The organism is Alteromonas sp. 38 (genome assembly GCF_902506055.1).
Classification (GTDB): Bacteria; Pseudomonadota; Gammaproteobacteria; order Enterobacterales; family Alteromonadaceae; genus Alteromonas; species Alteromonas lipotrueae.
On the sequence record NZ_LR733300.1, the window covers coordinates 1,582,502 to 1,607,260 of the forward strand.

21 protein-coding genes are annotated in these 24,759 nt (G+C 44.3%); 14 read left to right on the forward strand and 7 right to left on the reverse strand.

Annotation, left to right across the window (positions count from 1 at the left end):
* Window positions 1-303: 303 nt before the first annotated feature.
* Together FLAVO9R_RS06795 and FLAVO9R_RS06800 are read left to right on the forward strand one after the other, a co-directional pair.
* On the forward strand, window positions 304-1,443 hold the full coding sequence (locus FLAVO9R_RS06795) for an SMP-30/gluconolactonase/LRE family protein (protein ID WP_159529899.1): 1,140 nt from the start codon (window positions 304-306) through the stop codon (window positions 1,441-1,443).
* A complete protein-coding gene (locus FLAVO9R_RS06800; protein ID WP_159529901.1) occupies window positions 1,440-1,943 on the forward strand; it encodes a cupin domain-containing protein in 504 nt (167 codons plus the stop codon). Before FLAVO9R_RS06795 ends, FLAVO9R_RS06800 begins: the two co-directional genes overlap by 4 nt.
* A 34-nt stretch (window positions 1,944-1,977) precedes the next feature.
* On the opposite strand, the gene FLAVO9R_RS06805 is transcribed toward FLAVO9R_RS06800, so the two are convergent.
* Complete coding sequence (locus tag FLAVO9R_RS06805) at window positions 1,978-4,260, reverse strand: YgiQ family radical SAM protein (RefSeq protein WP_159529903.1); 2,283 nt, start codon at window positions 4,258-4,260, stop codon at window positions 1,978-1,980.
* A 261-nt stretch (window positions 4,261-4,521) separates the two neighbouring features.
* Here FLAVO9R_RS06805 and FLAVO9R_RS06810 point away from each other — a divergent pair, with 261 nt between their 5' ends.
* Window positions 4,522-4,989 (forward strand): EVE domain-containing protein, encoded by a 468-nt coding sequence (locus tag FLAVO9R_RS06810; RefSeq protein ID WP_159529913.1) that lies wholly within the window; start codon window positions 4,522-4,524, stop codon window positions 4,987-4,989.
* 64 nt (window positions 4,990-5,053) lie between these two features.
* On the opposite strand, the gene FLAVO9R_RS06815 is transcribed toward FLAVO9R_RS06810, so the two are convergent.
* Window positions 5,054-5,470, reverse strand: coding sequence for a hypothetical protein (locus FLAVO9R_RS06815; protein ID WP_159529915.1), 417 nt, complete (start codon window positions 5,468-5,470; stop codon window positions 5,054-5,056).
* 153 nt (window positions 5,471-5,623) lie between these two features.
* On the opposite strand from FLAVO9R_RS06815, the gene FLAVO9R_RS06820 reads away from it, so the two are divergent.
* From FLAVO9R_RS06820 to FLAVO9R_RS06855, 8 genes are read left to right on the forward strand one after another with little or no spacing between them, the layout of a single operon-like run.
* Window positions 5,624-7,999 carry a TonB-dependent receptor gene (locus tag FLAVO9R_RS06820; protein WP_159529917.1) on the forward strand — a complete coding sequence of 792 codons (2,376 nt, stop codon included), beginning with the start codon at window positions 5,624-5,626 and terminating at the stop codon, window positions 7,997-7,999.
* Window positions 8,000-8,019: 20 nt separating this feature from the next.
* Entirely contained in the window at window positions 8,020-10,173 is a 2,154-nt protein-coding gene (locus tag FLAVO9R_RS06825; RefSeq protein WP_159529919.1) for an FAD-dependent oxidoreductase, read from the forward strand.
* 13 nt (window positions 10,174-10,186) lie between these two features.
* Complete coding sequence (locus FLAVO9R_RS06830; protein WP_159529921.1) at window positions 10,187-11,065, forward strand: DUF547 domain-containing protein; 879 nt, start codon at window positions 10,187-10,189, stop codon at window positions 11,063-11,065.
* Window positions 11,052-12,512 carry an ABC transporter substrate-binding protein gene (locus tag FLAVO9R_RS06835; protein WP_232370598.1) on the forward strand — a complete coding sequence of 487 codons (1,461 nt, stop codon included), beginning with the start codon at window positions 11,052-11,054 and terminating at the stop codon, window positions 12,510-12,512. Before FLAVO9R_RS06830 ends, FLAVO9R_RS06835 begins: the two co-directional genes overlap by 14 nt.
* Window positions 12,512-14,365 (forward strand): ABC transporter permease, encoded by a 1,854-nt coding sequence (locus tag FLAVO9R_RS06840; RefSeq protein ID WP_232370599.1) that lies wholly within the window; start codon window positions 12,512-12,514, stop codon window positions 14,363-14,365. The genes FLAVO9R_RS06835 and FLAVO9R_RS06840 overlap by 1 nt, the downstream gene beginning before the upstream one ends.
* Window positions 14,362-15,039: an ATP-binding cassette domain-containing protein gene (locus FLAVO9R_RS06845; RefSeq protein WP_159529923.1), complete on the forward strand. Its 678-nt coding sequence runs from the start codon at window positions 14,362-14,364 to the stop codon at window positions 15,037-15,039. Before FLAVO9R_RS06840 ends, FLAVO9R_RS06845 begins: the two co-directional genes overlap by 4 nt.
* Window positions 15,033-15,692, forward strand: coding sequence for a CDP-alcohol phosphatidyltransferase family protein (locus FLAVO9R_RS06850; protein ID WP_159529925.1), 660 nt, complete (start codon window positions 15,033-15,035; stop codon window positions 15,690-15,692). The genes FLAVO9R_RS06845 and FLAVO9R_RS06850 overlap by 7 nt, the downstream gene beginning before the upstream one ends.
* Complete coding sequence (locus FLAVO9R_RS06855) at window positions 15,692-16,480, forward strand: sterol desaturase family protein (RefSeq protein ID WP_159529927.1); 789 nt, start codon at window positions 15,692-15,694, stop codon at window positions 16,478-16,480. Before FLAVO9R_RS06850 ends, FLAVO9R_RS06855 begins: the two co-directional genes overlap by 1 nt.
* Before the next feature lie 18 nt (window positions 16,481-16,498).
* On the opposite strand, the gene FLAVO9R_RS06860 is transcribed toward FLAVO9R_RS06855, so the two are convergent.
* Window positions 16,499-17,077 (reverse strand): exopolysaccharide biosynthesis protein, encoded by a 579-nt coding sequence (locus FLAVO9R_RS06860; protein WP_159529929.1) that lies wholly within the window; start codon window positions 17,075-17,077, stop codon window positions 16,499-16,501.
* A 198-nt stretch (window positions 17,078-17,275) separates the two neighbouring features.
* On the opposite strand from FLAVO9R_RS06860, the gene FLAVO9R_RS06865 reads away from it, so the two are divergent.
* Window positions 17,276-18,766 (forward strand): sensor domain-containing diguanylate cyclase, encoded by a 1,491-nt coding sequence (locus FLAVO9R_RS06865; RefSeq protein ID WP_159529931.1) that lies wholly within the window; start codon window positions 17,276-17,278, stop codon window positions 18,764-18,766.
* Here the strand turns inward: FLAVO9R_RS06865 and FLAVO9R_RS06870 are convergent.
* Window positions 18,763-19,806 (reverse strand): alcohol dehydrogenase family protein, encoded by a 1,044-nt coding sequence (locus FLAVO9R_RS06870; RefSeq protein ID WP_159529933.1) that lies wholly within the window; start codon window positions 19,804-19,806, stop codon window positions 18,763-18,765. The genes FLAVO9R_RS06865 and FLAVO9R_RS06870 overlap by 4 nt on opposite strands.
* A 12-nt stretch (window positions 19,807-19,818) precedes the next feature.
* Window positions 19,819-20,355 carry a TetR/AcrR family transcriptional regulator gene (locus FLAVO9R_RS06875; protein ID WP_159529935.1) on the reverse strand — a complete coding sequence of 179 codons (537 nt, stop codon included), beginning with the start codon at window positions 20,353-20,355 and terminating at the stop codon, window positions 19,819-19,821.
* Between the two features lie 408 nt (window positions 20,356-20,763).
* On the opposite strand from FLAVO9R_RS06875, the gene FLAVO9R_RS06880 reads away from it, so the two are divergent.
* Entirely contained in the window at window positions 20,764-21,402 is a 639-nt protein-coding gene (locus FLAVO9R_RS06880) for a hypothetical protein (RefSeq protein WP_159529937.1), read from the forward strand.
* 2 nt (window positions 21,403-21,404) lie between these two features.
* Window positions 21,405-22,214: a DUF3307 domain-containing protein gene (locus FLAVO9R_RS06885; protein ID WP_159529938.1), complete on the forward strand. Its 810-nt coding sequence runs from the start codon at window positions 21,405-21,407 to the stop codon at window positions 22,212-22,214.
* On the opposite strand, the gene FLAVO9R_RS06890 is transcribed toward FLAVO9R_RS06885, so the two are convergent.
* Complete coding sequence (locus FLAVO9R_RS06890) at window positions 22,211-24,271, reverse strand: bifunctional diguanylate cyclase/phosphodiesterase (protein WP_159529940.1); 2,061 nt, start codon at window positions 24,269-24,271, stop codon at window positions 22,211-22,213. The two genes, FLAVO9R_RS06885 and FLAVO9R_RS06890, sit on opposite strands and share 4 nt — an antisense overlap.
* Complete coding sequence (locus FLAVO9R_RS06895; protein WP_159529942.1) at window positions 24,268-24,753, reverse strand: YfiR family protein; 486 nt, start codon at window positions 24,751-24,753, stop codon at window positions 24,268-24,270. Before FLAVO9R_RS06895 ends, FLAVO9R_RS06890 begins: the two co-directional genes overlap by 4 nt.
* Between the last annotated feature and the right edge of the window lie 6 nt (window positions 24,754-24,759).

Sequence of the window (24,759 nt, forward strand, 5' to 3'; positions counted from 1 at the left end):
ACACGAGCGTATTGATAATGTGAACTAATACAGCGTGGCTTTTACTTCGTTTAACTAACTAAATGTGAAAGCCGCGCTTTTTATGTCTTATTATCTGAGTCTAAATTTAAACCTTCATCTGGCAAGTTGCTGTTCATGTATTAATAATGCATTCGCATCCCTTTTGGCCATCGTTGTGCTGAGTGTATGCTACTTATAGCCGTTGGACATATTGAATAATCACCAATCTAAATTTAACCCTCGGGTAAGAACATGCTATTGCTAGCCATCTACATTCTTTGATGGACTTAATAAGGGTAGTGAATGCGAATATTAATCATAAGTGGTTTGCTGGCCGTGATGGGGTATTTAGCATTTTGGCCTGTGCCAGTTGAGCCCGAAGCATGGAGTGCCCCACAAGACAAAGGGTATAGCGGCGTGCATCAAGCCAACGATAAGCTATCCTTCGCCCATGCTATAGCCTTAAGCGAGCCAACAGCCCTTAGTAATAAAGAAACAAACCCAATAAAAAGTGAATACGGCCCCGAAGATTTTGCACTGCGAAGTGATGGCGCCATTGCCACGGCCACGCATTCTGGCACCATCATGCTATTAGCCCCTAACGATACGCACTTTACACCTTGGATAAACACGGGCGGGCGGCCGCTAGGCTTAGAGTTCGATGCCAATGATAATCTCATAGTGGCAGATGCCTACCTAGGGTTACTTTCTGTTTCGCCATCAGGTGATATTTCCTTGCTAGCAGACACCGTTGATGACACGCGCATTGTGTATGCCGATGATGTAGATGTAGCAGAAAATGGCATGATATATTTTTCTGACGCTACCACTAAATTTAGTGCAAAAGCCTATGGCGGAACCCTAAGCGGCAGCTTGTTAGAAATTTTAGAGCACAAAGGTAATGGCAGATTGCTAGCGTACAATCCAACTAGCCAAGTTACGTCTGTATTAATGGATGGGTTAATCTTTGCTAATGGCGTCGCCATCAGCGAAAACCAACAATATGTCTTAGTGAACGAAACAGGCAGTTACCGTGTGTTACGTTACTTTATTGCTGGGCCTAAAACAGGTTTGGTGGATGTGTTCATCGATAACTTACCTGGCTTTCCCGATAATATTGCCACAGCGCCAGATGGCGGTTATTGGATAGGGTTTGCTTCACCCCGTTCCGCCTCGTTAGACGATTTATCAAACACCCCCTTTTTGCGTAAAGTGGTACAGCGGTTGCCTGCATCATTGCGCCCAAAAGCAAAAGCCTACAGCCATGTAATAAAATTAAATGAACAAGGCAAGGTGACAAGTGACTTACAAGACCCAAGTGGAAATTATCCGCTAACAACAGGGGTGTTAGAAACGGCAGATATGCTATACATTAGCAGTTTAACTGCCTCATATGTGGCGGTGGTTGAAAAAGCAAATTTACCAAAGGGAGAGGATGAATGAAGCGAAATTTACCTAAAGTGCTAACTGTTATTTTATCTGTTTTAGGCAGTTTCTTTATTGCTTGTGCGGCCGATACTCTTGCGGTTAATAAGAATGACACCGACAAAGTAACCTCTGGCGACAGTTTCAAAACACAAGTGATCCCACAGGCCAATGCAGCCATTGATGAAGGCGAGGGTTGGATATTCTATAGCTACCACAATGATGAAACCTTTGGTACTAGCCAATCATTAGCGGGTATGGCTGTTATTAAGCCTGGTGTGGAAATACACCCGCCTCACGAACATAGTGACGAAGAGTTTCTATTGGTTACTCAGGGGAGTGGGGAATGGAGCGTTGAAGGTGAAGTGTTTAAAGCTAACACCGGCGACATGCTATACGCTGCCCCTTGGGATGAACATGGGGTGAAAAATACCGGAGAAGTAGACTTAATCTTTGTGGTATTTAAGTGGCACAGCAAAGGTATTGCTGTGCCTACAAAAAGTGCTTACAAGAAATAACTAACCAATCGTTAGCATTCAGCGATAGGGGAAACTAGCGTTTTGCTGTTGATTTTCCTCTTCGCTGTGAACTAGGCATGCTTTGCCCGCTATTTTTGCCGCCGCTTCGGTTATCGGCTTTATTTCCACCTCTGTTAGATGCGTCGTTATCCCGACCAGTTGCATTGTTTTTGCCTCGGGCTTTACGTTGAAAACTTGGCGGCAAGCCAGTATGTTTAGTTAACCCACGCTCGCCATTTCTGCCTTTCGCCGCTTTTTTGCGTTTCTCATCTGCGGTTTCCGGCGGTACCAAGTGCTGAGCACCACGGCCTATTAAATCTTCACGGCCCATACGCTTAAGGGCTTCACGAATTTGCGCGAAGTTTTTAGGGTCGTGATATCGAAGCATAGCTTTATGCAGGCGTCGGTGTATTTCACCCTTTGCCGAAGGCACGTCTTCACTGTCTTTTGTGACCTTACGAAGTGAATTTACTTCGGTGTGGTACATAGTCGTTGCTGTGGCCATTGGTGAAGGATAGAAGTTCTGCACTTGATCAAGCTTAAACTTATTCTCCTTCAGCCAAATCGCCAAATTCAACATATCGTCGTCTGTGGTACCTGGGTGCGAGGCAATAAAGTACGGAATTAAGTATTGTTTCTTGCCCGCTTCTTGTGAATATTTGTCAAATAACGCTTTAAAACGGTAATAGCTGCCCATGCCCGGCTTCATCATTTTAGATAACGGGCCGTCTTCGGTGTGTTCTGGTGCTATTTTCAAATAGCCGCCAACGTGATGCAGAGCCAACTCTTTTACGTACTCAGGATCTTCAACCGCCAAATCGTAACGAACACCAGAAGCGATAAGCACTTTCTTTACGCCGGGTAATTCACGAGCACGACGATACAAATCGATAGTAGGCTTATGGTCGGTGTCCATATGCGCACAAATACTCGGATATACACAAGATGGGCGACGACACGTGGCTTCGGCTTTCGGGCTCTTACAGCGCAAACGATACATGTTTGCAGTAGGTCCACCTAAGTCTGAAATTACACCGGTAAACCCAGGTACGGTATCGCGAATTTCTTCAATTTCACGAATTATCGAGTCTTCAGAGCGGCTTTGAATAATTCGGCCTTCGTGCTCTGTAATAGAACAGAAGGTACAACCGCCGTAACACCCGCGCATAATATTGATACTGAACTTAATCATATCGTAGGCGGGTATAGTGGCATCGCCATAAACAGGGTGGGGCACACGCTGATAAGGAAGGTCGAATACCGCATCCATTTCCTCTGTTTCCAAAGGCATAGCGGGTGGGTTTATCCAAATATGTCTATCGCCATGGCGCTGCATTAATGCACGTGCACAACCTGGGTTGGTTTCTTGGTGCAAAATACGTGAGGTATGGGCGTATAAAACTTTATTGTCTTTTACCGTTTCGTAAGCAGGTAGCTTAACGTATACATTTTCCCAAGGCTTCCTGCGTTCCGGAGGCTGTATCACGACAGGTGCAGCTTCAGGGGCTTCGCTGTTTGTTTTATCTTTATCTTGCGAATCGCACTCAGGCTCCATTTGATAAGGGCTTGAGATAGGTTCAATTTTACCCGGGCGATCTAACGAGGTTGAATCAACCCCTTGCCACTCAGGTAGTGCTTCTTTTACGATAATGGCGGTGCCGCGAATATCGCGCATTTCATCAATAGTTTCACCTGCCGCTAAGCGGTGGGTAACTTCAACCAATGGGCGCTCGGCATTGCCGAAAAATAACATGTCAGCTTTGGAGTCGAACAATACAGAACGACGTACTTTCTCACTCCAATAATCGTAATGGGCAATACGGCGTAAGCTCGCTTCGATACCGCCGGCAATAACAGGCGTGCCTTTAAAGGCTTCGCGGCAACGTTGTGCGTAAACCGTTACAGCGCGATCTGGGCGTTTTCCGCCAACATTACCTGCTGTATACGCGTCGTCGTGACGAAGTTTTTTATCTGCCGTGTAGCGGTTTATCATGGAATCCATGTTACCCGCCGTAACACCGAAGTATAAATTCGGCTTACCAAGGGTCATGAAAGCGTCTTTACTCGTCCAATCTGGCTGAGAAATAATCCCTACGCGAAAACCGTGGGCTTCAAGTACACGGCCAATCACCGCCATACCAAAACTTGGGTGATCTACGTACGCATCACCAGTCACTAAGATAACGTCACAGCTGTCCCATCCTAGGGCATCCATTTCCTCTTTAGACATGGGAAGAAACGGCGCAGTACCAAGGCAGTGCGGCCAATATTTAGGATAAGAAAATAGACCGCGGTCGGCCTTAATGGTGGCTTGCATAAGATTCACATATAGCAGAGAAAAAAAGAATTAAGTAGGTCAGTACATCATAGTTCATATTGCTAATCGCAAATATAAAACTGCCAAGAGCCAGAATAAATAGCCGAGAGCGAATATAAATTGCCTAAAGCGAATATAAACATTGCAGACCGAACGCCTATTATACCAGTACACAGCAACCAAGGTATAGCGCTGTCGTTAAATTCACCGCCTTTGTTATACTGCATTGCTATATCAATTAGGATAATAACGAGAAAATATATGGCTTACTGGTTATTTAAGACAGAACCTGATGCATTTAGCATTGATGATTTACTATCACGGCCTGACCAAACTGAACCTTGGGACGGGGTGCGTAACTACCAAGCAAGAAACTTTTTGCGTGACAAGGTCGCCGTTGGTGATCAAGTTTTTATCTATCATTCGAGTTGTAAAACAGTTGGCATTGCCGGGATAGCAGAAGTCGTTAAAGCCGGATACCCAGATGAAACCCAGTTTAACCCCGTATCTAATTACTACGACCCCAAATCGTCGCGTGAAAATCCGCGGTGGTTTCGGGTAGATGTAAAGTTTGTTGAAAAGTTTGAAAGCGTATTGCAGCTATCTGTCATTAAGGCAATGCCTAACATTACAGAAATAGGTTTGGTAAAAAAGGGGGGGAGGTTATCGATAATGCCGGTGGAAGCAACAGAATGGCAGCAGCTTTATACTACTGCCAAAATGAACTAAACCTGCTATATATAAGTAAATATTTATCTAAGATATCATTGGCGTGTAAGTTGTTGGCGTTGCACTATTTACCTACAGCAAAACGAGTATCTGCATCTCTTAATAAATAAAGGGCAAAACACGCCGCCCACATTGGCCATGCGGCGAAAAACAACATGTTGTTGAAGGCGTCTAAGTATTGCGGAAATGACGACAAGGTTGACCCGCCGTGAAGCAAAAATATCAAGCCGTAGGAATAACGCTTTGCAATACCGGCAACGAAAGCAAGGACCAGTGCCAATTGAAATGCACCTAAAATGTATACGGCCGTCTCTGGTACGCCACCAATTGAATAAAAATGTTCAAATATCTTTGCGCTATGTGCAGGGTTAACGAATTTGTCTAATGTCCATACGAACATAACAATGAAAACAGAAACGCGAAGGGCGAAAAGAGACCAACTGAGGCGATTAGAAATATCAGTGGTTTGTTGAGATTGCATTTTAACTCCTATTTATTTGTGTAGCGATAAAGAACGGGCGTTTTCATATTAAATTTCAAAAACTTTCATAGAAAAAAATAAAAATGCTTATGAAATATTTTTAGCCGGATGTCGGTCTTGTCGAGTAAGCAATCTTGTAAGGTAAAAATACGAATGAAAAATAATATTGGGCTTGCCATCAGTGCACTGGCTCTATCTGTAAGCCAAGGGCTGCAAGCTCAGCAAGCTGACATGCTTGATAACATCGACAAAAATGACATAAAAAAAGACATAGAAGTCGTTGAGGTGACTGGAAACCAGCAAGCGCTTAACCCGTTAAACCCTGGCGACAATACGTTAAGTGGTTTATTTGGCGCTGGCATGTCGGTAGCTGATACGCCGCGAGCGGTAACATCTTTGTCGGCTGAAGCTATGGATGCATTAAACATCAATAACTTACACGATATTGTTAAAGCTGCGCCTAACGCTTATGCTTCTAGCGGTTTTGGTACCCCTAGTTTGCCAAGTATACGTGGGCAATTGGGCGAGCTATTTCAAGATGGTATACGCCGCCAATCAGGTAACAATGGTTTTGGTTTACCGGTTTCATTCAATAGTGTTGAACAACTAGATGTAGTGAAAGGGCCATCGCCCGTGCTGTTTGGCAGCACGCAGCGAAATGGTGGCTTTGTGAACCTGCAAACCAAAACTGCGCCTACTGCAGATAGCGAAGGTAATATCACATTGAGGGCTGGTCTTTGGGATCAATACTCAGCGCAGCTTGATTATGGTACCACCATTGAAGAAGGCAAAAGTGGGGTGAGAGTCAGTGTTGAGTGGCTAGATCACGGTAGCTTTTTTGATTTTGCCGAGCGTGAAAGCAAAAACCTGTTTATTGCGTACCGATATACACCTAGTAATGCCACAACATGGGACGTAAGTGCAGAGTATTACGATGCCGAATATCCTGACATTGCAGGTATTAATCGCCCCACGCAAAACCTGATTGATAACAACCTTTATATAACGGGCCAAGGCGTACAAGCGAATGGCAGTGCCGTACCTGGAGCGGGCGCTATTATCTCACCAACCGGTGAAGTGGTTATTCCCCGAAGTCAGGTGTATACCCACCCTGATGATATTAATGGTGCTGAAACTACTGTACTGCGCAGCAATTTAACCCATCAATTTTCAGATAGCCTTGTGCTACGAAACATAACCTACTATCAACACCTAACCCGTGAAGAAATTGCGCAAAATAGTTTTGTAGAGATTATCGATGGCGCAGATGCGTTCGAGAATCGCACTGAATTAGACCTAGTTTGGAACGATAAGCAAAGCACCACATTCGGTTTAGCATTACGTTACAACAATGTATTAGGCTACAGCCAATTTACAACTGAAGCTGACAGCCCTGTAGATTTAACCGGCCCGTTAAGTAACCGGGAAATTCCGTTAACCGATGCACAAAAAGCACGGTTGGTTGAGCTTAGTCCCGGTGTATTTGTTTCACCGGGTGCCCAGTACGATATAGATGGCGATGGTGCAGGGGACTACAATTTATCTGACACCACCGATTCAACCACCTTACAAACTGGCCTTGCATTTCAGCAGCGCTCTCAGTGGACAACATCGTTTTCAACCATTGCCGGTGTTAGGTTCGACTATTATGATGTAGAAGCGCGCGATCCTCTTGCACCTGAAGGGGTTGCCGCCGCTTCTGACACCTATAACGATATACTTGAAAGCGTACAACTCAGTGCGGTTTACAAACTAACAGAATCACTCAATGCTTATGTGGCGTGGTCAGAAAATGATGCCACATCCAATAGTATGGCAGGCGGTACTACACTTACCAGTGCCAACGAAATTAACCCGCTAAATTTTGCCACTGAAAATACCCTTTACGAAGTAGGGCTTAAGTATTCTCCTGATAGTCATTGGTATGGTGAAGTGTCGGTATTTGACCAGACTCGTAGTTTGCGTAACCGCGATGGCAGCAACAGTGGGGTGAAAACCAAAGGCGCAGAGTTGCAAATTTTCTATCAAGGGCAAGATGTGTGGGTAAATGCGGCGTACAGTTATTTGGATGCGCGCTTCGATGATTCAGCGGCGTTTCAAGATACCGCACAAGTGGCCGATGCTTTTGACGATAGTCGACCAGACATTATTGAGGGCAATGGCGTAGGTTCGCCGTCTTTTGCGGCGTTTGCACCGTCTGATTCATTGGTGCAGGGCATTCCATCGCAAATCGTGTCAATAAATGCTGGTTGGCAACTTACCGATGACTTACAAGTTGGAGCATCGGCCTTGTACACCAAGTCGTTCCCACTAGACTTTCTACAAACCGTATTTATCCGAGACCAAATCAATATTGACGTGAATGCCGGTTATCAAGTGAGTGATGATATGCGCCTACGTGTTGATATTATTAATATTACCGATGAAGAGAACTGGCAGCCTGTGTTTGAAGGTGGTTATTTTGGCGCTACCTTGGCTATGCCGAATACGCCTCGCCACGTTCAGTTCACTATGCAGTACGCGTTTTAAGCGCAATTAAGGAATAAACTATGTTTAAGAAAATTGCACTTGTCGCCGTATTGATTACTGCCGTAATTGGTTTTTTTTATTTTGATTTAAATACCTATCTTACCCTTGACGGTTTGAAAGGCTCATTAGATACCTTCACTCAACAAATTGAAGAAAACCCACTGATAAGTATTGGAGTTTTCTTCGCTATTTATGTTGCGGTAACGGCCTTGTCGTTGCCGGGGGCGGCCATCCTTACCTTAGCTGCGGGTGCCTTATTTGGGCTAGTGCAAGGTTTTGTTATTGTATCGTTTGCATCAAGCGTAGGTGCTACCTTAGCCTTCTTAGTGGCGCGCTTTATTCTTCGCGATATGGTAAGAAAGCGTTTTAGTGAAAAGCTTAAAAAGATTGATGAAGGCGTAGAAAAACAGGGTGCTTTCTACCTGTTCACTTTGCGCTTAGTGCCAGTGTTTCCGTTCTTCCTGATTAATTTGTTGATGGGTTTAACATCAATAAAAACGTGGACATTTTATTGGGTAAGCCAAGTAGGTATGTTGGCCGGTACTGTAGTTTACGTAAATGCGGGTACCCAGCTTGCGCAGATAGACAGCTTATCGGGCATTGTATCGCCAGGGCTTATTCTATCGTTTGTATTGCTAGGCATATTCCCGTGGATTGCCAAATCTATTGTGGCGTTTGTTGAACGCCGCCGCGTTTACAAAGGCTATAAAAAGCCCGCTAAATTCGATAGAAACCTTATCGTTATTGGCGCAGGTGCGGGTGGCTTGGTGACCAGTTATATCGGTGCAGCCGTAAAAGCAAAAGTTACGCTAGTGGAAGCCGGTGAAATGGGCGGTGACTGTTTGAACTATGGTTGCGTGCCAAGTAAAGCCCTCATCAAAACTGCCAAAGTAGCCAACCAGATGCGTCAAGCTGAAAACTATGGTTTGCACAGTGTTGAACCTACCATGTCTTTTAAAACAGTGATGCAGCGTGTACATAACGTTATTGGTACTATCGCGCCGGTAGACAGTGTAGAGCGTTACACCAGTTTGGGTGTGGATGTAGTAAAAGGCTACGCGAAAATCATCGATCCTTGGACGGTGGAAATAAAGCAAAACGATGGCGGCATGCAAACCTTAACGACCAAAAGCATTGTAGTGGCTACGGGCGCAAGCCCGTTTGTACCGCCATTGCCAGGTATTGAAGAGAGTGGCTACGTAACTTCTGATACGTTATGGAGCCGTTTTGCTGAATTAGAAGAAACGCCAAAACGCATGATTGTATTAGGTGGCGGCCCGATTGGTTGCGAACTAGCCCAAGCCTTTGCGCGTTTGGGCAGTGACGTCACTCAAGTTGAGCGAGCACCACAGCTTATGGGCCGTGAAGACAAAGAAGTCGCTGAATTTTCAGAAACTGTACTTCGCGATAGCGGCGTAAACGTATTAACCAGCCACGACGCCCTTCGTTTTGAAAATAAAGACGGTGTTAAAACCTTAGTATTAGCGAAAGACGGCAAAGAAAGCGCTATCGAATACGATGAAGTGATTGTAGCGGTAGGGCGTAAAGCACGTCTTAACGGCTTTGGTTTAGAAGAGTTAGGTATTCAGTTTGATCGCACTATTGAAACCGATGAATACCTACAAACCTTGATGCCAAACATTTTTGCAGCGGGCGATGTAGTAGGGCCGTATCAATTTACTCACGTTGCCGCACACCACGCGTGGTATGCCGCGGTGAATGCCTTATTTGGTACCTTCAAAAAATTCAAAGTTGATTACCGCGTTATTCCTTGGACTACTTTTATCGACCCTGAAGTGGCACGAGTGGGCCTTAATGAAAACGATGCAGCTGAGCAGGGTATTGAAGTAGAAGTCACTCGCTACGAGTTTGAAGAACTTGATAGAGCCATTGCTGAGAGCGCGGTTAAAGGCTTCATTAACGTGCTTACCCCGCCGGGAAAAGATAAAATTTTAGGGGTAACCATTGTGTCCGAACACGCTGGCGATTTGCTCGCGGAATTTGTATTAGCCATGAAACACGATTTGGGCTTGAACAAGTTGCTTGGCACTATTCACGCGTACCCAACGTGGGCCGAGGGTGCCAAAAACACTGCCGGTGCATGGAAACGTGCGAATAAACCAGAGAAATTGCTAAGTTACGTGGAAAAATTCCACACGTGGCGTCGTGGTTAATAGGGCAGCAATTATGATGAAACTATCTTTAGGCCTAAACCGCTTAAAAAGAACAACCCAATTACTTGTCGTAACTGCGCTACTGGTTATGCCACTGGCGCACGCTGAAGAAGGGTTACACACTCCCTTTTCAGCAATGCTAGCTAAATACGTTGTGCCTATTAACCCGGTGACCACGCGTGATGGAGTAGAAATTAAGGGTACGAGCACAGAAGTTGATTATGCGGGTTTTAAAGCTTCGCAAAGTGAGCTTTCTGCTTATCTGAAAAGTTTATCGGCAGTGTCGAAAGATACGTTTAGTCAGTGGGATAAAAACACGCAGTTAGCGTTTTTAATTAATGCGTACAATGCGTATACCATCGATTTAATATTAACCCGCTACCCCGATTTAACCTCTATTCGAGATATTGGCGGTTTCTTTTCGTCACCTTGGAAGCAAGCTTTTGCGCCACTGTTAGGTGAAAAGCGTACCCTCGACGATTTAGAGCACGGTCTCATTCGTGCAAAGGGAGTGTATAACGAACCTCGCATTCACTTTGCAGTAAACTGCGCCAGTATTGGTTGCCCTGCATTACGTGAAGAAGCCTATGTGGGCGATAAGTTAAATGAACAATTAGAACAGCAAACCGTTCGTTTTTTATCTGACAATAGCCGCAATTATTACGATGGTAATACCCTACACATTTCGAAAATTTTTAGTTGGTACAAAGAAGACTTTGAAATGAAGTGGCGTGATTCATCAAGCTTAACGGGGTTTATCGCTCAATATGAGAATGCGCTTTCATTCAAAGATGGTTCGGCACTCGATGACAACGACATAAAAGCGATTCTGTCAGGGAAAAGCGACATTGAGTTTTTGGATTACAACTGGGCGCTGAATGACCAAGAGTAATTTATCGTTAGTGGCATTAGGCAGTTTGTTTTGTCTAATGCCACTGTGTATGTTCGATGCCCTAAGGATTAGTTTAAGAGGGGCTGCAGGTGTTCGTGTAGCTGTTGAAGCAGCCGTTCAAGTCATTGCTCGATTAGTGGCTCATATTGCGGGTCAGGTGACGGGCCTTTTAAAAGCCATTTTAAGCGTAATAACGACCGTAATGTTTACTATTACGTTGGCTTACGCACTTGAGCCCGCCCAAGCGCAGGCTCAAATAAATGCGGATGCTCAAACAAGTACTCAATTAAAAGATCAGCCTCAAAATCAATCACCAGCTTCAAATCAGATTTTAGGCGATGCGCCGACGGTGCAGTTCCATGCGTGGGGCGGTAGTGCTCAAGTGAACGGGTATATTCAGTGGGTAAGCCAGCAAGTAAGCAAGCAATATAATATAACCTTAAACCACGTGAAACTAGCCGACACCAGCGATGCGGTGTCTCGTGTACTTGCCGAAAAAGCCGCCGGTAATCATACCCAAGGTAGCGTTAACTTAATTTGGATTAATGGCGAAAATTTTGCCGCCATGAAACGCCATAATTTATTATTGAAAGACTGGGCAAATAGTATTCCTAATTTTGCACTCACTAATCCGTCTCGAAACCCTGCAATGATCACCGATTTTGGTATTGCTACCGACGGGCAAGAAGCACCGTGGGGCAAGGCGTCTATGGTGTTTTATTATAATCACCGATTTGTAGAAAAGCCTCCGCTGAATATTCATGAGTTACTTGCCTTTGCCAAGCAATACCCGGGTCGATTCACCTACCCAATACCCAACGATTATTTAGGTATAAGCTTTTTAAAGTATGCGGCTATTGCGTTAAATGAAGATCAACAGGGCTTGCTGTATCAGCCGGTAACTGACACTGCATTGGCGAAAATCACCCCCGCGCTTTTTGAATACCTAGATGCGTTGCATCCTCTGATGTATAAACAAGGGGATTATATGCTGCGCCAGGCTTCACAACTACAACGTTTAATGGGAACCAGCGAATTACTTTTGGCCTTTTCTTTTACCGCCGCAGAAATACCCAGTGCAGTAAATCGTTTTGACTTACCTAGCAGCATTCGTACCTATGCGATGGAAGACGGCAGCCTGGCGAACGTGCATTTCATAGGCATTACTTACAACACCGAAAATGTTGAAGCTGCTAAGCAGGTGGTGAATTTTTTATTATCTCCCCAAGCCCAAGCGAAAAAACAACAATTGGCAGTGTGGGGTGACGACTCAGTACTCGACTTTTCTATGCTTGCTGCTAACGACAAAGCGATGTTTAAACCTGTTTCGCACCACGTTTCTGCAATAAACAAAGAAGAGGCAGTGCCACTTTTCGCTGAGCCTCATAGCAGTTGGACAGATGCCATACGACAAGCATGGTTTGACCGTTACGGTGAGCGGTTCTAATGTCGGTGTTCTCACGATTCACATTGCTTCGCAGCATGACACTTTTTCAACGCATAACGCTGAGCGTACGGGTGCTACTTGTTTTGCTGTTAAGCCTGCCGGTATTAGCAGGGCTTGTTGGTGTGATGTTACCTGCTTTTGGTTACTTTCCCGCACTGGATGCGCATGATTTTACCTTCACTGTTTTTGCACAGTTATTGGCGATAGATGGCATGGGTAAAATGGTGCTGTTGTCATTTATCACAGGCTTGTCAGCCACCGTAATTTCAGTTGCTAGTGCCTTTTTACTGTTGGCGGTATTTTACCGCTCAGCCTATCTCAATAAACTGCAAACTTGGCTTAGCCCGTTATTAGTCTTGCCACATGCTGCAGCTGCCATTGCGTTATTATTCGTGCTTTCACCCTCTGGCTTCTTTTCGAGCATCGCGGCAAATTTTAGTAACATACTAAGTAGTATAGGAACCGATGAAGCAGCTAGTGTAGGTGGCGCTAGTACGCTATTACCGCCGATGTGGGCATTTCCGTACGACAGTTACGGCATCTCTATTATTATTGCGCTGGCCCTTAAAGAATTACCTTTCGTATTTTTAATGGCGATAACTGTGATGTCGCAGCCACATGTTAAACGTAAGTTCGATGGCTATTTTAAAAGCGCGACGGCGCTAGGTTACTCGCCGGTAACCGTATTCTTTAAAGTCATTTTCCCCACCGTTTATCCTCAAGCGCGTTTACCCATATTGGCTGTGTTAGCCTATGCCACGGCGAATGTGGAGATACCCTTGCTACTAGGCCCAAATAACCCGCCCACGCTAGCAGTGGCAGTGGTGCAATGGTTCAACCATGTTGATTTATCGATGCGCTTTCAGGCATCGGCAGCTGCACTGTTACAAGTAGCAGTAACGCTAGTAGCACTGTGTGTATGGGTTGTGGGTGAACACGTAGCAAAGTATGCTCAAGGGCATTTCTACTCAAATGGCTTTAGGCACACAGGTCAAGTGTTTTCCTCGTTACTGGCGTACGCCATAGTTGCAGTTTACGCCGTGATAGTACTCTCGATAATCGTCAGTACCGTACTTTGGTCTTTTGCCTCTTTTTGGCAGTTTCCTGCTTTTTTACCAGCAGGGTTAACCTTATTGCATTGGAAAACCACGCTTTGGGCACTGGCTGAGCCTTTCAATAATACCCTGTTGCTAGCCACGTTAGTGAGCGGCTTTTCGGTGATAGTCGCTATCATGGCGCTAGAAGCAGAAACGGTTAGCGGGCATGGAGACCATAATAGCAAACCTACGTCTTACTTTAACGGATGGTCAGGGGCGTTGCTGTCACTTACTTTGTTTTTACCACTGCTAGTGCCAGGCGTGGCCTTCTTATATGGCTTAGTATGGTTTCAATTAGCCTATTTTAACGAGGCCGTGTGGTTTCATTTATTTATTAGCCATCTTGTTTATGTATTGCCTTATGTGTTTATTTCGTTGGCGGTGGCTTATCGTAAGTTTGACCCTAGGTATGCGCAGGTAGCTTATGGCATGGGAAAAACACCATGGCAGGTATTTGTGAACATAAAGCTACCGTTATTGCTTGCCCCTATACTGGTGGCTTTTGCATTAGGGCTGGCTATTAGTTTCAGCCAGTATTTGCCTACCTTGCTAAGTACCGGTGGGCGTATTGCTACTGTTACCACAGAAGCGGTGGCCGCGGCATCGGGTAGCAGTGCTCGGTTGACTGCAGTGTATGTGATAGTACAAACGCTTATGCCCTTATTGGGCTTTGTATTGGCCTGGTGGTTGCCCACAGTTTGTTTTAACCCGATGGGGCGCTATTCGCTTCTACAAACACGGAAATCGAAATTATGACCTTGAAATTAGATAAGGTGAGTTTGTTTCGATACACAGATACCTTGTTTTCACTCGATGAAGAGATTAACCCAGGCGAAGTGCTTTCTATCATGGGGCCAAGCGGCTCTGGCAAATCGACCTTACTTAACGCAATTGCTGGGCAATTAACTGCGCCTTTTTCCATGAAGGGTAGTATATACATTAATGATAAGTGCATTAACGGCATGCCAGCTCATAATCGTGGGGTAGGCGTGCTATATCAAGACCCTTTGCTTTTTGAACATATGACAGTTGGGCAAAATATTGCGTTTGCATTGCCTAGCAATATGCTTGATAAAGCTTCGATTCATAATGCGCCTAGTAAAAAAACGTTATCAAGAGCGCAGCGTGATCAACGGGTGACTGAGATGTTAGCCGAAGTGGGGCTTGAAAGTTTACAGCATCGACCCGTACAGACCTTATCGGGCGGACAACAGGCGCGTATCGCCTTGTTGCGAACGTTGGCTGCCGCACCTAATGTGGTGTTACTCGATGAGCCGTTTAGTAAATTAGATGCTGCAACCAAAACTCAAATGCGAACTTGGGTATTTAGTCAGCTTAAAGCCCGTGGTCTACCCACCTTATTAGTCACGCACGATAGTGAAGATGTAGAAGCTGCCCAAGGGCGCTTAATTGAGATAGAAACATGTTAGATGCGAAAGTTACGCCTTTTATAAAGCCGCTGTTAAGACCCATGATTTTGGCGCTGAGCAAAGCCTGCGTTACCCCAAATCAAATTACCTTGGCTGGTTTTGTTATTGGTATGCTGTCGGTTCCTGCCATTATCAATGGGTGGTGGGCAATGGCGTTCATATGTATTGTTGCAAATAGAGTATCCGATGGTATTGACGGCGAACTTGCTCGCTTTCAGCAAAGTAGCAGTAGTGCAGGTGGCTTTTTAGATATTTGTTTAGACTTTTTATTCTACGCTGCCGTGCCGTTAGCGTTTGGTGTAGCAAACCCTGCCGAATGGGGTGTACCTGCGCTAGTGCTAATGGCCGCGTTTGTAGGCACGGGCAGTAGCTTTTTGGCCTTCGCCGTAGCCGCAGAAAAATTTAATATCGAAAAACCACAGTTTAAGAATAAGAGCTTTTACTATATGCAGGGGCTTACCGAGGGTACCGAAACCATACTCTTATTTTTAGCATTCTGTATATGGCCAGCGTATTTTCCGGTGTTGGCTTATGTTTTTGCGGTAGCGTGTGGCATTACCATCATCACCCGAGTTTACAGTGGTTTTACTACCCTTAAAGCTGTAGAAGGTATTGATGATTACTGCACTAATAAAGAGAAAGAGAAGCAATAGTGGATAACACTGCACTTGTACGAGTCTGTCTATTTTTAGGCATTTTCGTGATAATGGCTTTGCTAGAAGCATGGCTGCCTGCTAGGCAATCGGTATTGGGGCGAGCCAGCAGGTGGAAAGGCAACCTGAGTATGGTGGTATTAGGCGCGCTGTGCTCAAAAGTGGTGATGCCCGCCAGTTTAGTGGGTGTGGCTCTATGGGCGGATAGTACTAATGTGGGGTTATTTAACCGCGTAAGTTTGAGCCATTGGGTTGTGGTTGCGCTTAGTGTATTGCTGCTTGATGTGGTGATTTATTGGCAGCACAGACTATTTCATAAAATTCCTCTGCTGTGGCGTATTCATAAGATGCACCACGCAGACAGTCATGTAGATACCACCACAGGGCTTCGCTTCCATCCTATCGAAATTGTATTAAGCTTGTTCATTAAAGCGGCGGTGGTTATTGCGTTCGGTGTGCCTGCTATTGCGATAGTTATTTTCGAAGTTGGTTTGAACGGATTTGCCTTGTTTAACCATGCGAATATCCGACTGCCTCAAAAATGGGATGACAGAATTGGGATGGTTATCATTACCCAACGGCTGCACCGCATCCACCACAGCCAGACAAAAGCAGAGTCTAATACTAATTTTGGTTTCAGCGTCTCTTGGTGGGACAAACTCTTTGGCAGCTTCAAAAGCCGCGCAACCATGCGCGATGAAGATATTGCTATTGGCCAAAAAGAATACCCAGCAACAAACGATAATGCAGGCATAATAGCATTGCTGAAAATACCATTTAATCGCTAAGTTTTACGTGATTACTCTCTACAATAAGCCAGAAACCTTCAGAGCTAAATACACAGTCCCCAGCTGAATTATCATCCCTAGGCCAATAAACACACCGTCTCGGTTGGTCATGCCTATAGCGGTTAATGTTAGCGCAAAAGCAGGGAGTGCTACGGCGAAAGGAACAACCTCAAGAGGGATCATACACAATGATGCTATAGCACAATAACCTGCAACTATATTTTTCCATGGCGTTTTTGATAGTACTGTTAAACGTGGTTTTAACAGCCTCTCGGTTTTTTTAACGTAAGGTTTGGCTCTGTCTACCGCGTTTTCTAACTTGTCTTGTTTAATTTCTTGTTTAGTAATTTTATTTGGTAACCAAGGCGCACTTCTGCCTAAAGCAACTTGTATACAGATTAGAAAGAGGGTGATACCACATAAGGAAGGCACGCCGGGAATGGCGCCAGTAGGCAGTAGTGCAATTAGTGAAGGTATGAGTAGTAGTGGACCAAAGCCTCTGTCTTCGAAGCGAGCAATAATATCTCCTGCGCTTTGCTTTTTTCCTTCGTCTTCATCAACTAGCTTGTCCAAAAGCCCACTTATTGATTCATTCATGTTGACCCATTCGTAAGTTATCTCGCATCCTAAAGAATGACACTATGGTGAAACATAGTTGCTGTAATTTATTACGTAAGTTTCTTGCAATGGTTTACTGCAAAAATTGTTACATTCTGGACTATTGGCTAAGGAGCGTGTTTTACCAATATGTACTAAAGTAAAAGCTAATTGTTTAACTTCCCATAAGGGGGATATGTGAAGCCAAATGAAGGCATTGCATTGTTACGTCAACTCCCTACGTGTTTGTTGTTCAAACGTCTTGGTGATACAGCGTTTGACGTAAGCATTGCATTTGCGCGTCAGTTTGGTGAGGCAGTGGTATCTGATGCGTTCTTAGACAGCCTGCGTTTTTTCGATCCTATTACTAAAGATGAGCTTTCTGGTAGCTATCATCCATTCGCTATAGCAGAGGAAACCTTGCACCTTTGCCAATGGGTACGCATTCAATCTTATGAAAGGGGGATTCAGTTTTTTATAGAAAGTGCGGTTATCACGGTCGGCGGCGTTAGCTTAGTGGTTATCAACGCAAAGGCGGTTCAAAATAATTTGTTTATCGCGCCGGAAGAATCTTCACCCGTGGGCAAACACATTACGTTTAATGGGCTACTTTCAACTCTATCTTCGCAGCTTATAAATACTACCAGTGACAAAGTAGATAGTCTTATAGAGAATATTTTAGGCGCGTTCGGTGAATTCTGCGATCTTGACCGCTGCTATTTATTCGAATTTTATGACGACAAAAAATTCGCCTGTAACACCCACGAATGGGTAGCTGCAGGGGTAACGCCTTATAAAAATGATCTTCAAGCGTTACCGATGGAAACCATGCCTTACCTTGATAGAAAGATTAAGCAAGATGGCCTTTTTAAAGTGAATAATGTGGCCTATTTACCAAGAGAAGCCGCGGGGGAAAAAGAGGAGTTTGAGCGAGAGCACATTTGTTCAATTCTTTGTGCCGCGATTGAATTGGATGAGGGCATTTTCGGTTTCATTGGCTGTGATATCACGGGTAGCCCTTATACGTGGCGTGATTATGATATTAAGTACTTAGAGCGTATCGCGCAGATGTTGGCTAACACATTACAAAACGCGCATAACGAACGGGCTCTGTATGAGGCAAAACAACAACTTATAGAAGCCAACCTCAAGTTGGCAAAGCTTGCCAATATCGATGGCTTAACCGGTATAGCGAACAGAAGGCTGTTTGACGATACATTGCAAAGCGATATACAAAGAAGCGTTCAGTGTAAAATGCCACTAAGCTTATTATTAATTGATGTCGATCACTTTAAAATTTACAACGATTGTTATGGGCATGTGGCGGGTGATCGTGTGTTAATAAAGGTTGCAGAAATACTGAAGGAAACCTGTGTTGGTAATGACGATGTAGTGGCAAGGTATGGTGGAGAAGAGTTTGCTGTCATCATGCCATTTACTGACATGAATTCCGCACTCAAAGTAGCAGAGCGTATTCGAAGCAATATTGAGCAAGCGGCCATTGTGTTCAAACAGTCAAGCTACAACAGCAGGCTGACGATAAGCTTAGGCGCTTCCACAATGGCATTTACTCATCCAGTGAGCCCTAATGAATTAATTCAGCGTGCCGATGCTGCACTTTATTTGGCTAAATCGCTAGGGCGTAATCGCGTCGATGTATGGGAAAACCGTGAAACAGCGCTGCGTTAAAACGTAAGCACCAGTTTTCCAATATGCGCTTTTTGTTCGAAGTCTGTTTGCGCTTGTTTTATATCTTCAATGGGGTAAGTTTTAGAGACAAGTGGGCCAATATCGCCTGCTTCAATGCGTTTCACTACGTTGCCAAATACCTCTTCACAAATCACAGTACAGCCCAGTAATTGTAAATCTTTTAAGTACAAGGTTCTAACATCTAAGGTTACGCTATGCCCACCAATAGCACCCGATACTGCGTAGCGACCAAAGGGGCGCATCATATCAAGTAGCTCAGGCCATCTTGGTCCTGCCACCAAATCGATAACAACATCAAACGACTTATCTTTCGTATACGTTAACCAATTACAGTCGCGGGTTAGGGTGTCGTCTGCCCCCAGTGCTTTCAATGCTTCTTGTTTTGATTCACTGGTGATAGCCACTACAAAAGCGCCTCGTGCTTTTGCTAATTGCACTGCAGCAGAGCCAACGCCACCAGAAGCGCCAGTAACAAGCACCCTGTCTCCCGCCGCTACTTTAGCGCGGTGCAGCATGTTTTCAGCGGTAGAATATGAACATGGAAAGGAAGCAAGTTCGGCATCTGACATGGTTGTATTTACGGTATACGCATGTTTTGCAGCAACTTTTGTGTACTGTGCAAAACCACCGTCGCATTCAGATCCAAAATACCAAGGTGAAGGTAATTTAGCACCATCCGCTTCGGTTAAGCAGGGTTCAATCATTACCCGCTCACCAATGCGTGCAGTGTCTACTTCACTGCCTACAGCCACAATATAGCCGCATACATCTGCGCCCTGTATTCGAGGAAGTGCGAACGGTTCACCATTCCACGATTCCACGTCAGTGCCATCGTCCTTTGTGTACCATCCCTTGCGGGTATTTATGTCTGTGTTATTGACACCCGCGGCGGCCACTTTAATCACAACGTCGGTGGTAGCTGGAATAGGCAGGGAGAGATCGTGACGAAGACTAAGCGCATCAAGATCGCCATGGCGTGTAAGTACGACCCCTTTCATGTGTGAGGGAAGTTGTGACATAAATTGTCTCCTTTAAGATAAACCGTGTTCTACAAGTGTTTGATCTAACATAGCTTGCGTTGTGGTTAACGCTTCTTCGCCCATGGTTGGCCACGCAGCCGACATACCTTCATGCATAATGAAAAGTGAACGAGACAGTGATTCGCTTTGGGTTAAGTCGTAAAGCCATTGGCGTACGTCGGCTTTATGAGTATTTACGGCTGTGGTTATCTGTGTGTAGTTTGGGTAGCTAGATAAGGCTTGTAGTGACATGCATCCGTTAGGGGCGTATTGCTGTAGCCATAACGCCAAACGTGAAAAAACATGCTGTACTGCGGCTTTCATATCGTTCGGGCAGTCTGTTGCTAGAAATGATAAATACCGCTGGTGGCGATGGGTGAGCGCCCCAATGATCATCTCTTCCTTAGAAGGAAAATATTTGTATAAGGTTTTTAGCGTAGTGCCTGTTTGTTCTTTTAACGAGGCGACATTAGGCTGGGTGAAGCCATTAACGCTAAATGCGTTTTCTAACCGTGCGGCAATGTCATTTTTTCGCTCATCGGGTGTCATTTTGATCTCCAATCTCTGGCCAACTTCTACGAGACGGGTAGAATATTTGCTCTACTTTAATGAGGTGAGGGTAGAGCAATCATTCTACCTTTGCAAGTCGCAGTATAAGATTGGGGAATATCCCTTCGTACACGGCCTTTTTTGAGTGAGTAATTTGCGCTGATTCGTGTCGTTATTCTGTTTCTGTTACCGTTTAGAGTAACCTTTCGATAAGTGATTGTTTATGGTAACTTTGTTAAATGTGATTATTTATAGTAACTTTATAACTAAGCAAACTAACTGCCGTGTAATATTGCACTTGTATAAAAACACAGGCAATCTGAGTCGTGTCTATGATGCAAGTTCGTGAACACGAGGGCAAACTGGCTAATGATGAACTAAAGCGAGCTGTCACCGAAAAGGGAAGGTATGGATAATACAAAAAAGCGGCAGGCGGTGATAACCGGTGATATCGCAAACTCACAGCAGTTAAGCGATACTGATTTAGCACATGTGTTACAGGTGCTAACCAACGAACTTAAAGCGCAATCTGCATTATTCAACGGGCAGTACGACGTATTTCGTGGTGATGCTTTTCAAGTTGTCATACCTGAGCCTGAAAGTGCCATGCTTGTCGCCATTTGCATCAGGTTAGCATTAAAAGCCTGCACGCCGACTACAGATGTGCGTATTAGCGTAGGGATTGGTGGAGTAAGTTTTACTGATGGAAAAGTGAAAACTGGAAATGGTGACGCCTTCGTACGCTCGGGTAGGACGCTGGATAGTATGAAGTCCCAATTCCTCGCTTTTTCAAGCGACAATGAAGCGTTTAATAAACACGCAAGTCTATTGACTGCATTTGTCGATAGTCATATGACTTCCTTAACGCAAACACAGTCAGAAACGTTACTTGCCTATATTAAAGCAAAAGATAAAGGTCACGAAAGTATAGCGAATACGCTGGGGAAAACCCGTAGCAACATCACCCGTATTTTAATCGCGAGTCAATATCACCTAGTTAGTGATTATTTGCATTACATGGCAACAGAAGTGAAAACGGAGCAGTAAGCATGGAGCAACTTAGCATGGTAATAGGGCTATTGGTTGCCCATTTACTGGGAGACTTCTATTTTCAGCCAACTCGCTGGGTGGAAAGCCGAAACACTAAACATCTGCAATCGCCTGCGTTATACCTTCATGCTCTAATGCATGGTGTGCTAGCACTTATTACGTTGTTCGCCGTGTCGGTATTTACGACAAAAGAGGCGGGCATGGCGGATATCGATATTGCAGCATTATTGATGGTAGCTGGTGGGGTATTAATAAGCCATTTTGTTATTGATGCAATAAAGTCTTACGCGGGAAGCACAACACTAGCGTTTGCAGTCGATCAAGCCGCGCACATAGGTGTAATTGTTATTTTATGGGCGATGCTTACTAATCAGGTCGGGGCATTGTTTAAGCAACTCTTACTGGTTAATCACCAGCATCTGGCCTTACTCTTGGCGTACTTAATTATTTTAAAACCAACGTCCATTTTCATAAAACAACTTCTGTCGCCATGGAGCAAAGAGCTTGATGAGCATGCCAAACCTAAAACAACTAGCCCACTGGTTCAGCTTCCTATACAAAATACGCTCGCCATGGCAGGGCAGCGAATTGGCTATTTAGAGCGCTTGCTTATTCTTACCTTTGTACTGCTCAATCAATTTGCTGCAATAGGTTTTCTACTTGCTGCTAAATCAATCTTTCGGTTTGGTGATTTGACAAAAAGCGAAGACAAGAAACTAACGGAATATGTATTACTGGGCACATTAACGAGTGTAGTCATTACGCTAGCGGTCGGGCTTACCGCTAGGTGGTTTGTTGGAAAAATTTAGTTCTCGATAGTTTCTAGCATCAATGTTGCAGCTGCACCCACCTGTAAGGGAGGATGGTAATAGTAGCCTTGAATCACGTCGCAGCCCATTTCACGCAGGCGTACAAGCTGGTTTTCTGTTTCTACGCATTCACCCACCGTGGCTAGGTTAAGTCCTTTGGCCAGCATAACAATAGCGCTTACAATACCATCGTTAGATTTTGACTTGCCTAGTTTTTTAACGAAGCTGCCATCAATTTTCAATTTATCAATGGGTAACGTAGAAATATAGCTTAAGCAGGAATAGCCGGTACCAAAGTCATCAATGGATACTTTAAAGCCCAATTTTTTTAGTTTCTTCAGTGATGTTAATGCAAATTCGGTAGAGCTTATAAACGTATTTTCAGTCAGTTCAATTTCAATGAATTCAGGCGGAATCTGGTTACACGACATAATCTCGGCAATTTGCTCGGCACAATCTAATTGGGTAATAAAACAAGCTGGCAAGTTAATCGCAATAGGCACTATAGGAATCCCTTGTGCACGCCATTGATTCATTTGAGCGCTCACACGATTTAAAATCCATATGCTCAGCATATTGATAAGACCTGCTTCTTCAGCAATAGGTATGAAGTGTGAAGGAGGAATATAGTTACCTTCATCATCTTGCCAACGTATTAACGCTTCCATGCCTTGAACATGACCAGAATGGGCACAAATTTGGGGCTGATAAACCATATGAAAAGCATCTTCAAGTTTTAGCGCTTGTCGAAGTTGCCCTTCCACAGACAGTCGATTTAATGAATTCTCTAACATGCCGTTATCGAAGAAGCAGAACTGGCCTGGTCCATTCTCTTTCGCATGATACATACTGGTATCGGCATGCTTTAAGAGGGATATGCCGTTTTCATTCTGAGTTTCATATATTGCGATACCAATACTGGTAGAAATGTGAAGTTGATGACCTTCCAATAGCATCGGTTCACTCAAGCTCGCGATAATTTCATTCGCAAGGTACGCTAAATCATCTTTAGAGTGAGTTTCTTCAACCATAACAACAAATTCATCGCCACCCCACCTAGATACACTGTCTTGTCGTTTCACAATTTCAGTCAGCTTTTTCGAAACTTCAATAAGTACCTTATCGCCAATATCATGCCCTAAACTGTCGTTGATAAGTTTAAAGCGATCTAAATCTAGAAACATGACGGCCAGTGGGCTGCCATATTTATTAGCTTTGTTTACCGCAAGTTCCAATTGATCCAAAAATAGGTGGCGATTCGGTAAGTGCGTTAACGCATCATAATTGGCACGTTGGTAAAGTTGGCGAGTTCGAAGCTCTACTAAACTCTCAAGCTCAGTATTATGAGCCTTTAGCTGCTCTTGGTGATTTTCAACGGTTGCTAAAATATCGTTAACGCCAGAAAATAATTCGCCTAATTCATCATTGCGTACTGCTGGCAGGCGAGTGTGATATTCACGAGATGTTGCGACTTTTCTAATAAGCGCGATCAGTTTGTCGATGGGGCTGGTAAAGAGTTTCTGTAAACGAAAATTTAGCAAGTAAGAGAGCAGCATGCTTAGCAACAATACGCTTAATACTACCAGCATTGCTTGATGCTGTTGTGTATCAAGAGAGTGCGTACTGGCCGATAACAAAAGGTAGCCAATAATTTCTTTATCGAAAATGATAGGTTCTAAAAAGTAAAGCGCATCGTCTTTAAAGGTGGCCCCTAAAGGTAGCTGCTGGGGGGAGATTAAGTCGAAGACGCCTTCTCTGGCATATTCGGCGAACAGGTTAAATTCAGCATCGTAAACCTTGGCGGTTAACGTAGCTTGCAACTGCGATGCTGCAAACAGTAAATCTTGGGTAGGTTGAGCGTCATTGAAAAGTACCGATGAACGGCTGGCCGAAGCCAACAATTTAGACTGGCTGCTAAGCACGTTCACTAAGTTAGTTTTGTAATCATCCACAAAATTGGAATACAGTAAACCCGCTACTAGGCATAGCGATAGGAAGTTAACCGAGAGGATGGCAAACAATTGTTTTGTGAAAAACGACGTAGAACGAAATATCATTTTATTTTCGCTACCTTCAACAATTCGGAGCTAATCGATAAATTAAGACGCTCAGCCTCTGCTAAATCAATTTCAAACCTTAACCGGTTGTTTTCCTCATAAAACGTAAATACCGATGGGCGGTCAATAAGGTTAGGTAAATCACTTATAATGATGGTTGAAGTGGTAAGGTTTAACAGGCTGTCATCATTTTTGGTTAGGAATGCAAAGGTGCAGCTCTGTTTACCATCTAACACAACGATGCGAATGGGTGTAACACTGCTACTAGGCCTGCTTTCAACTAACTGGGTTAAAAATTGCTGAAACGCCTCATCATTCTGCACGCAAAAATTGACCGAGTCAGTGTTAATACTGCTCCATGTCATAAATTTTGTGAAGTTAAACATGTAAGCCGCTTTAAGCTTGTCGACCTTTTTTAGGTCAGCAAATGCTGAGTGACTGACACCTAAGGTCAGAACGACAACAATCAGTAATGAACGCATATACAA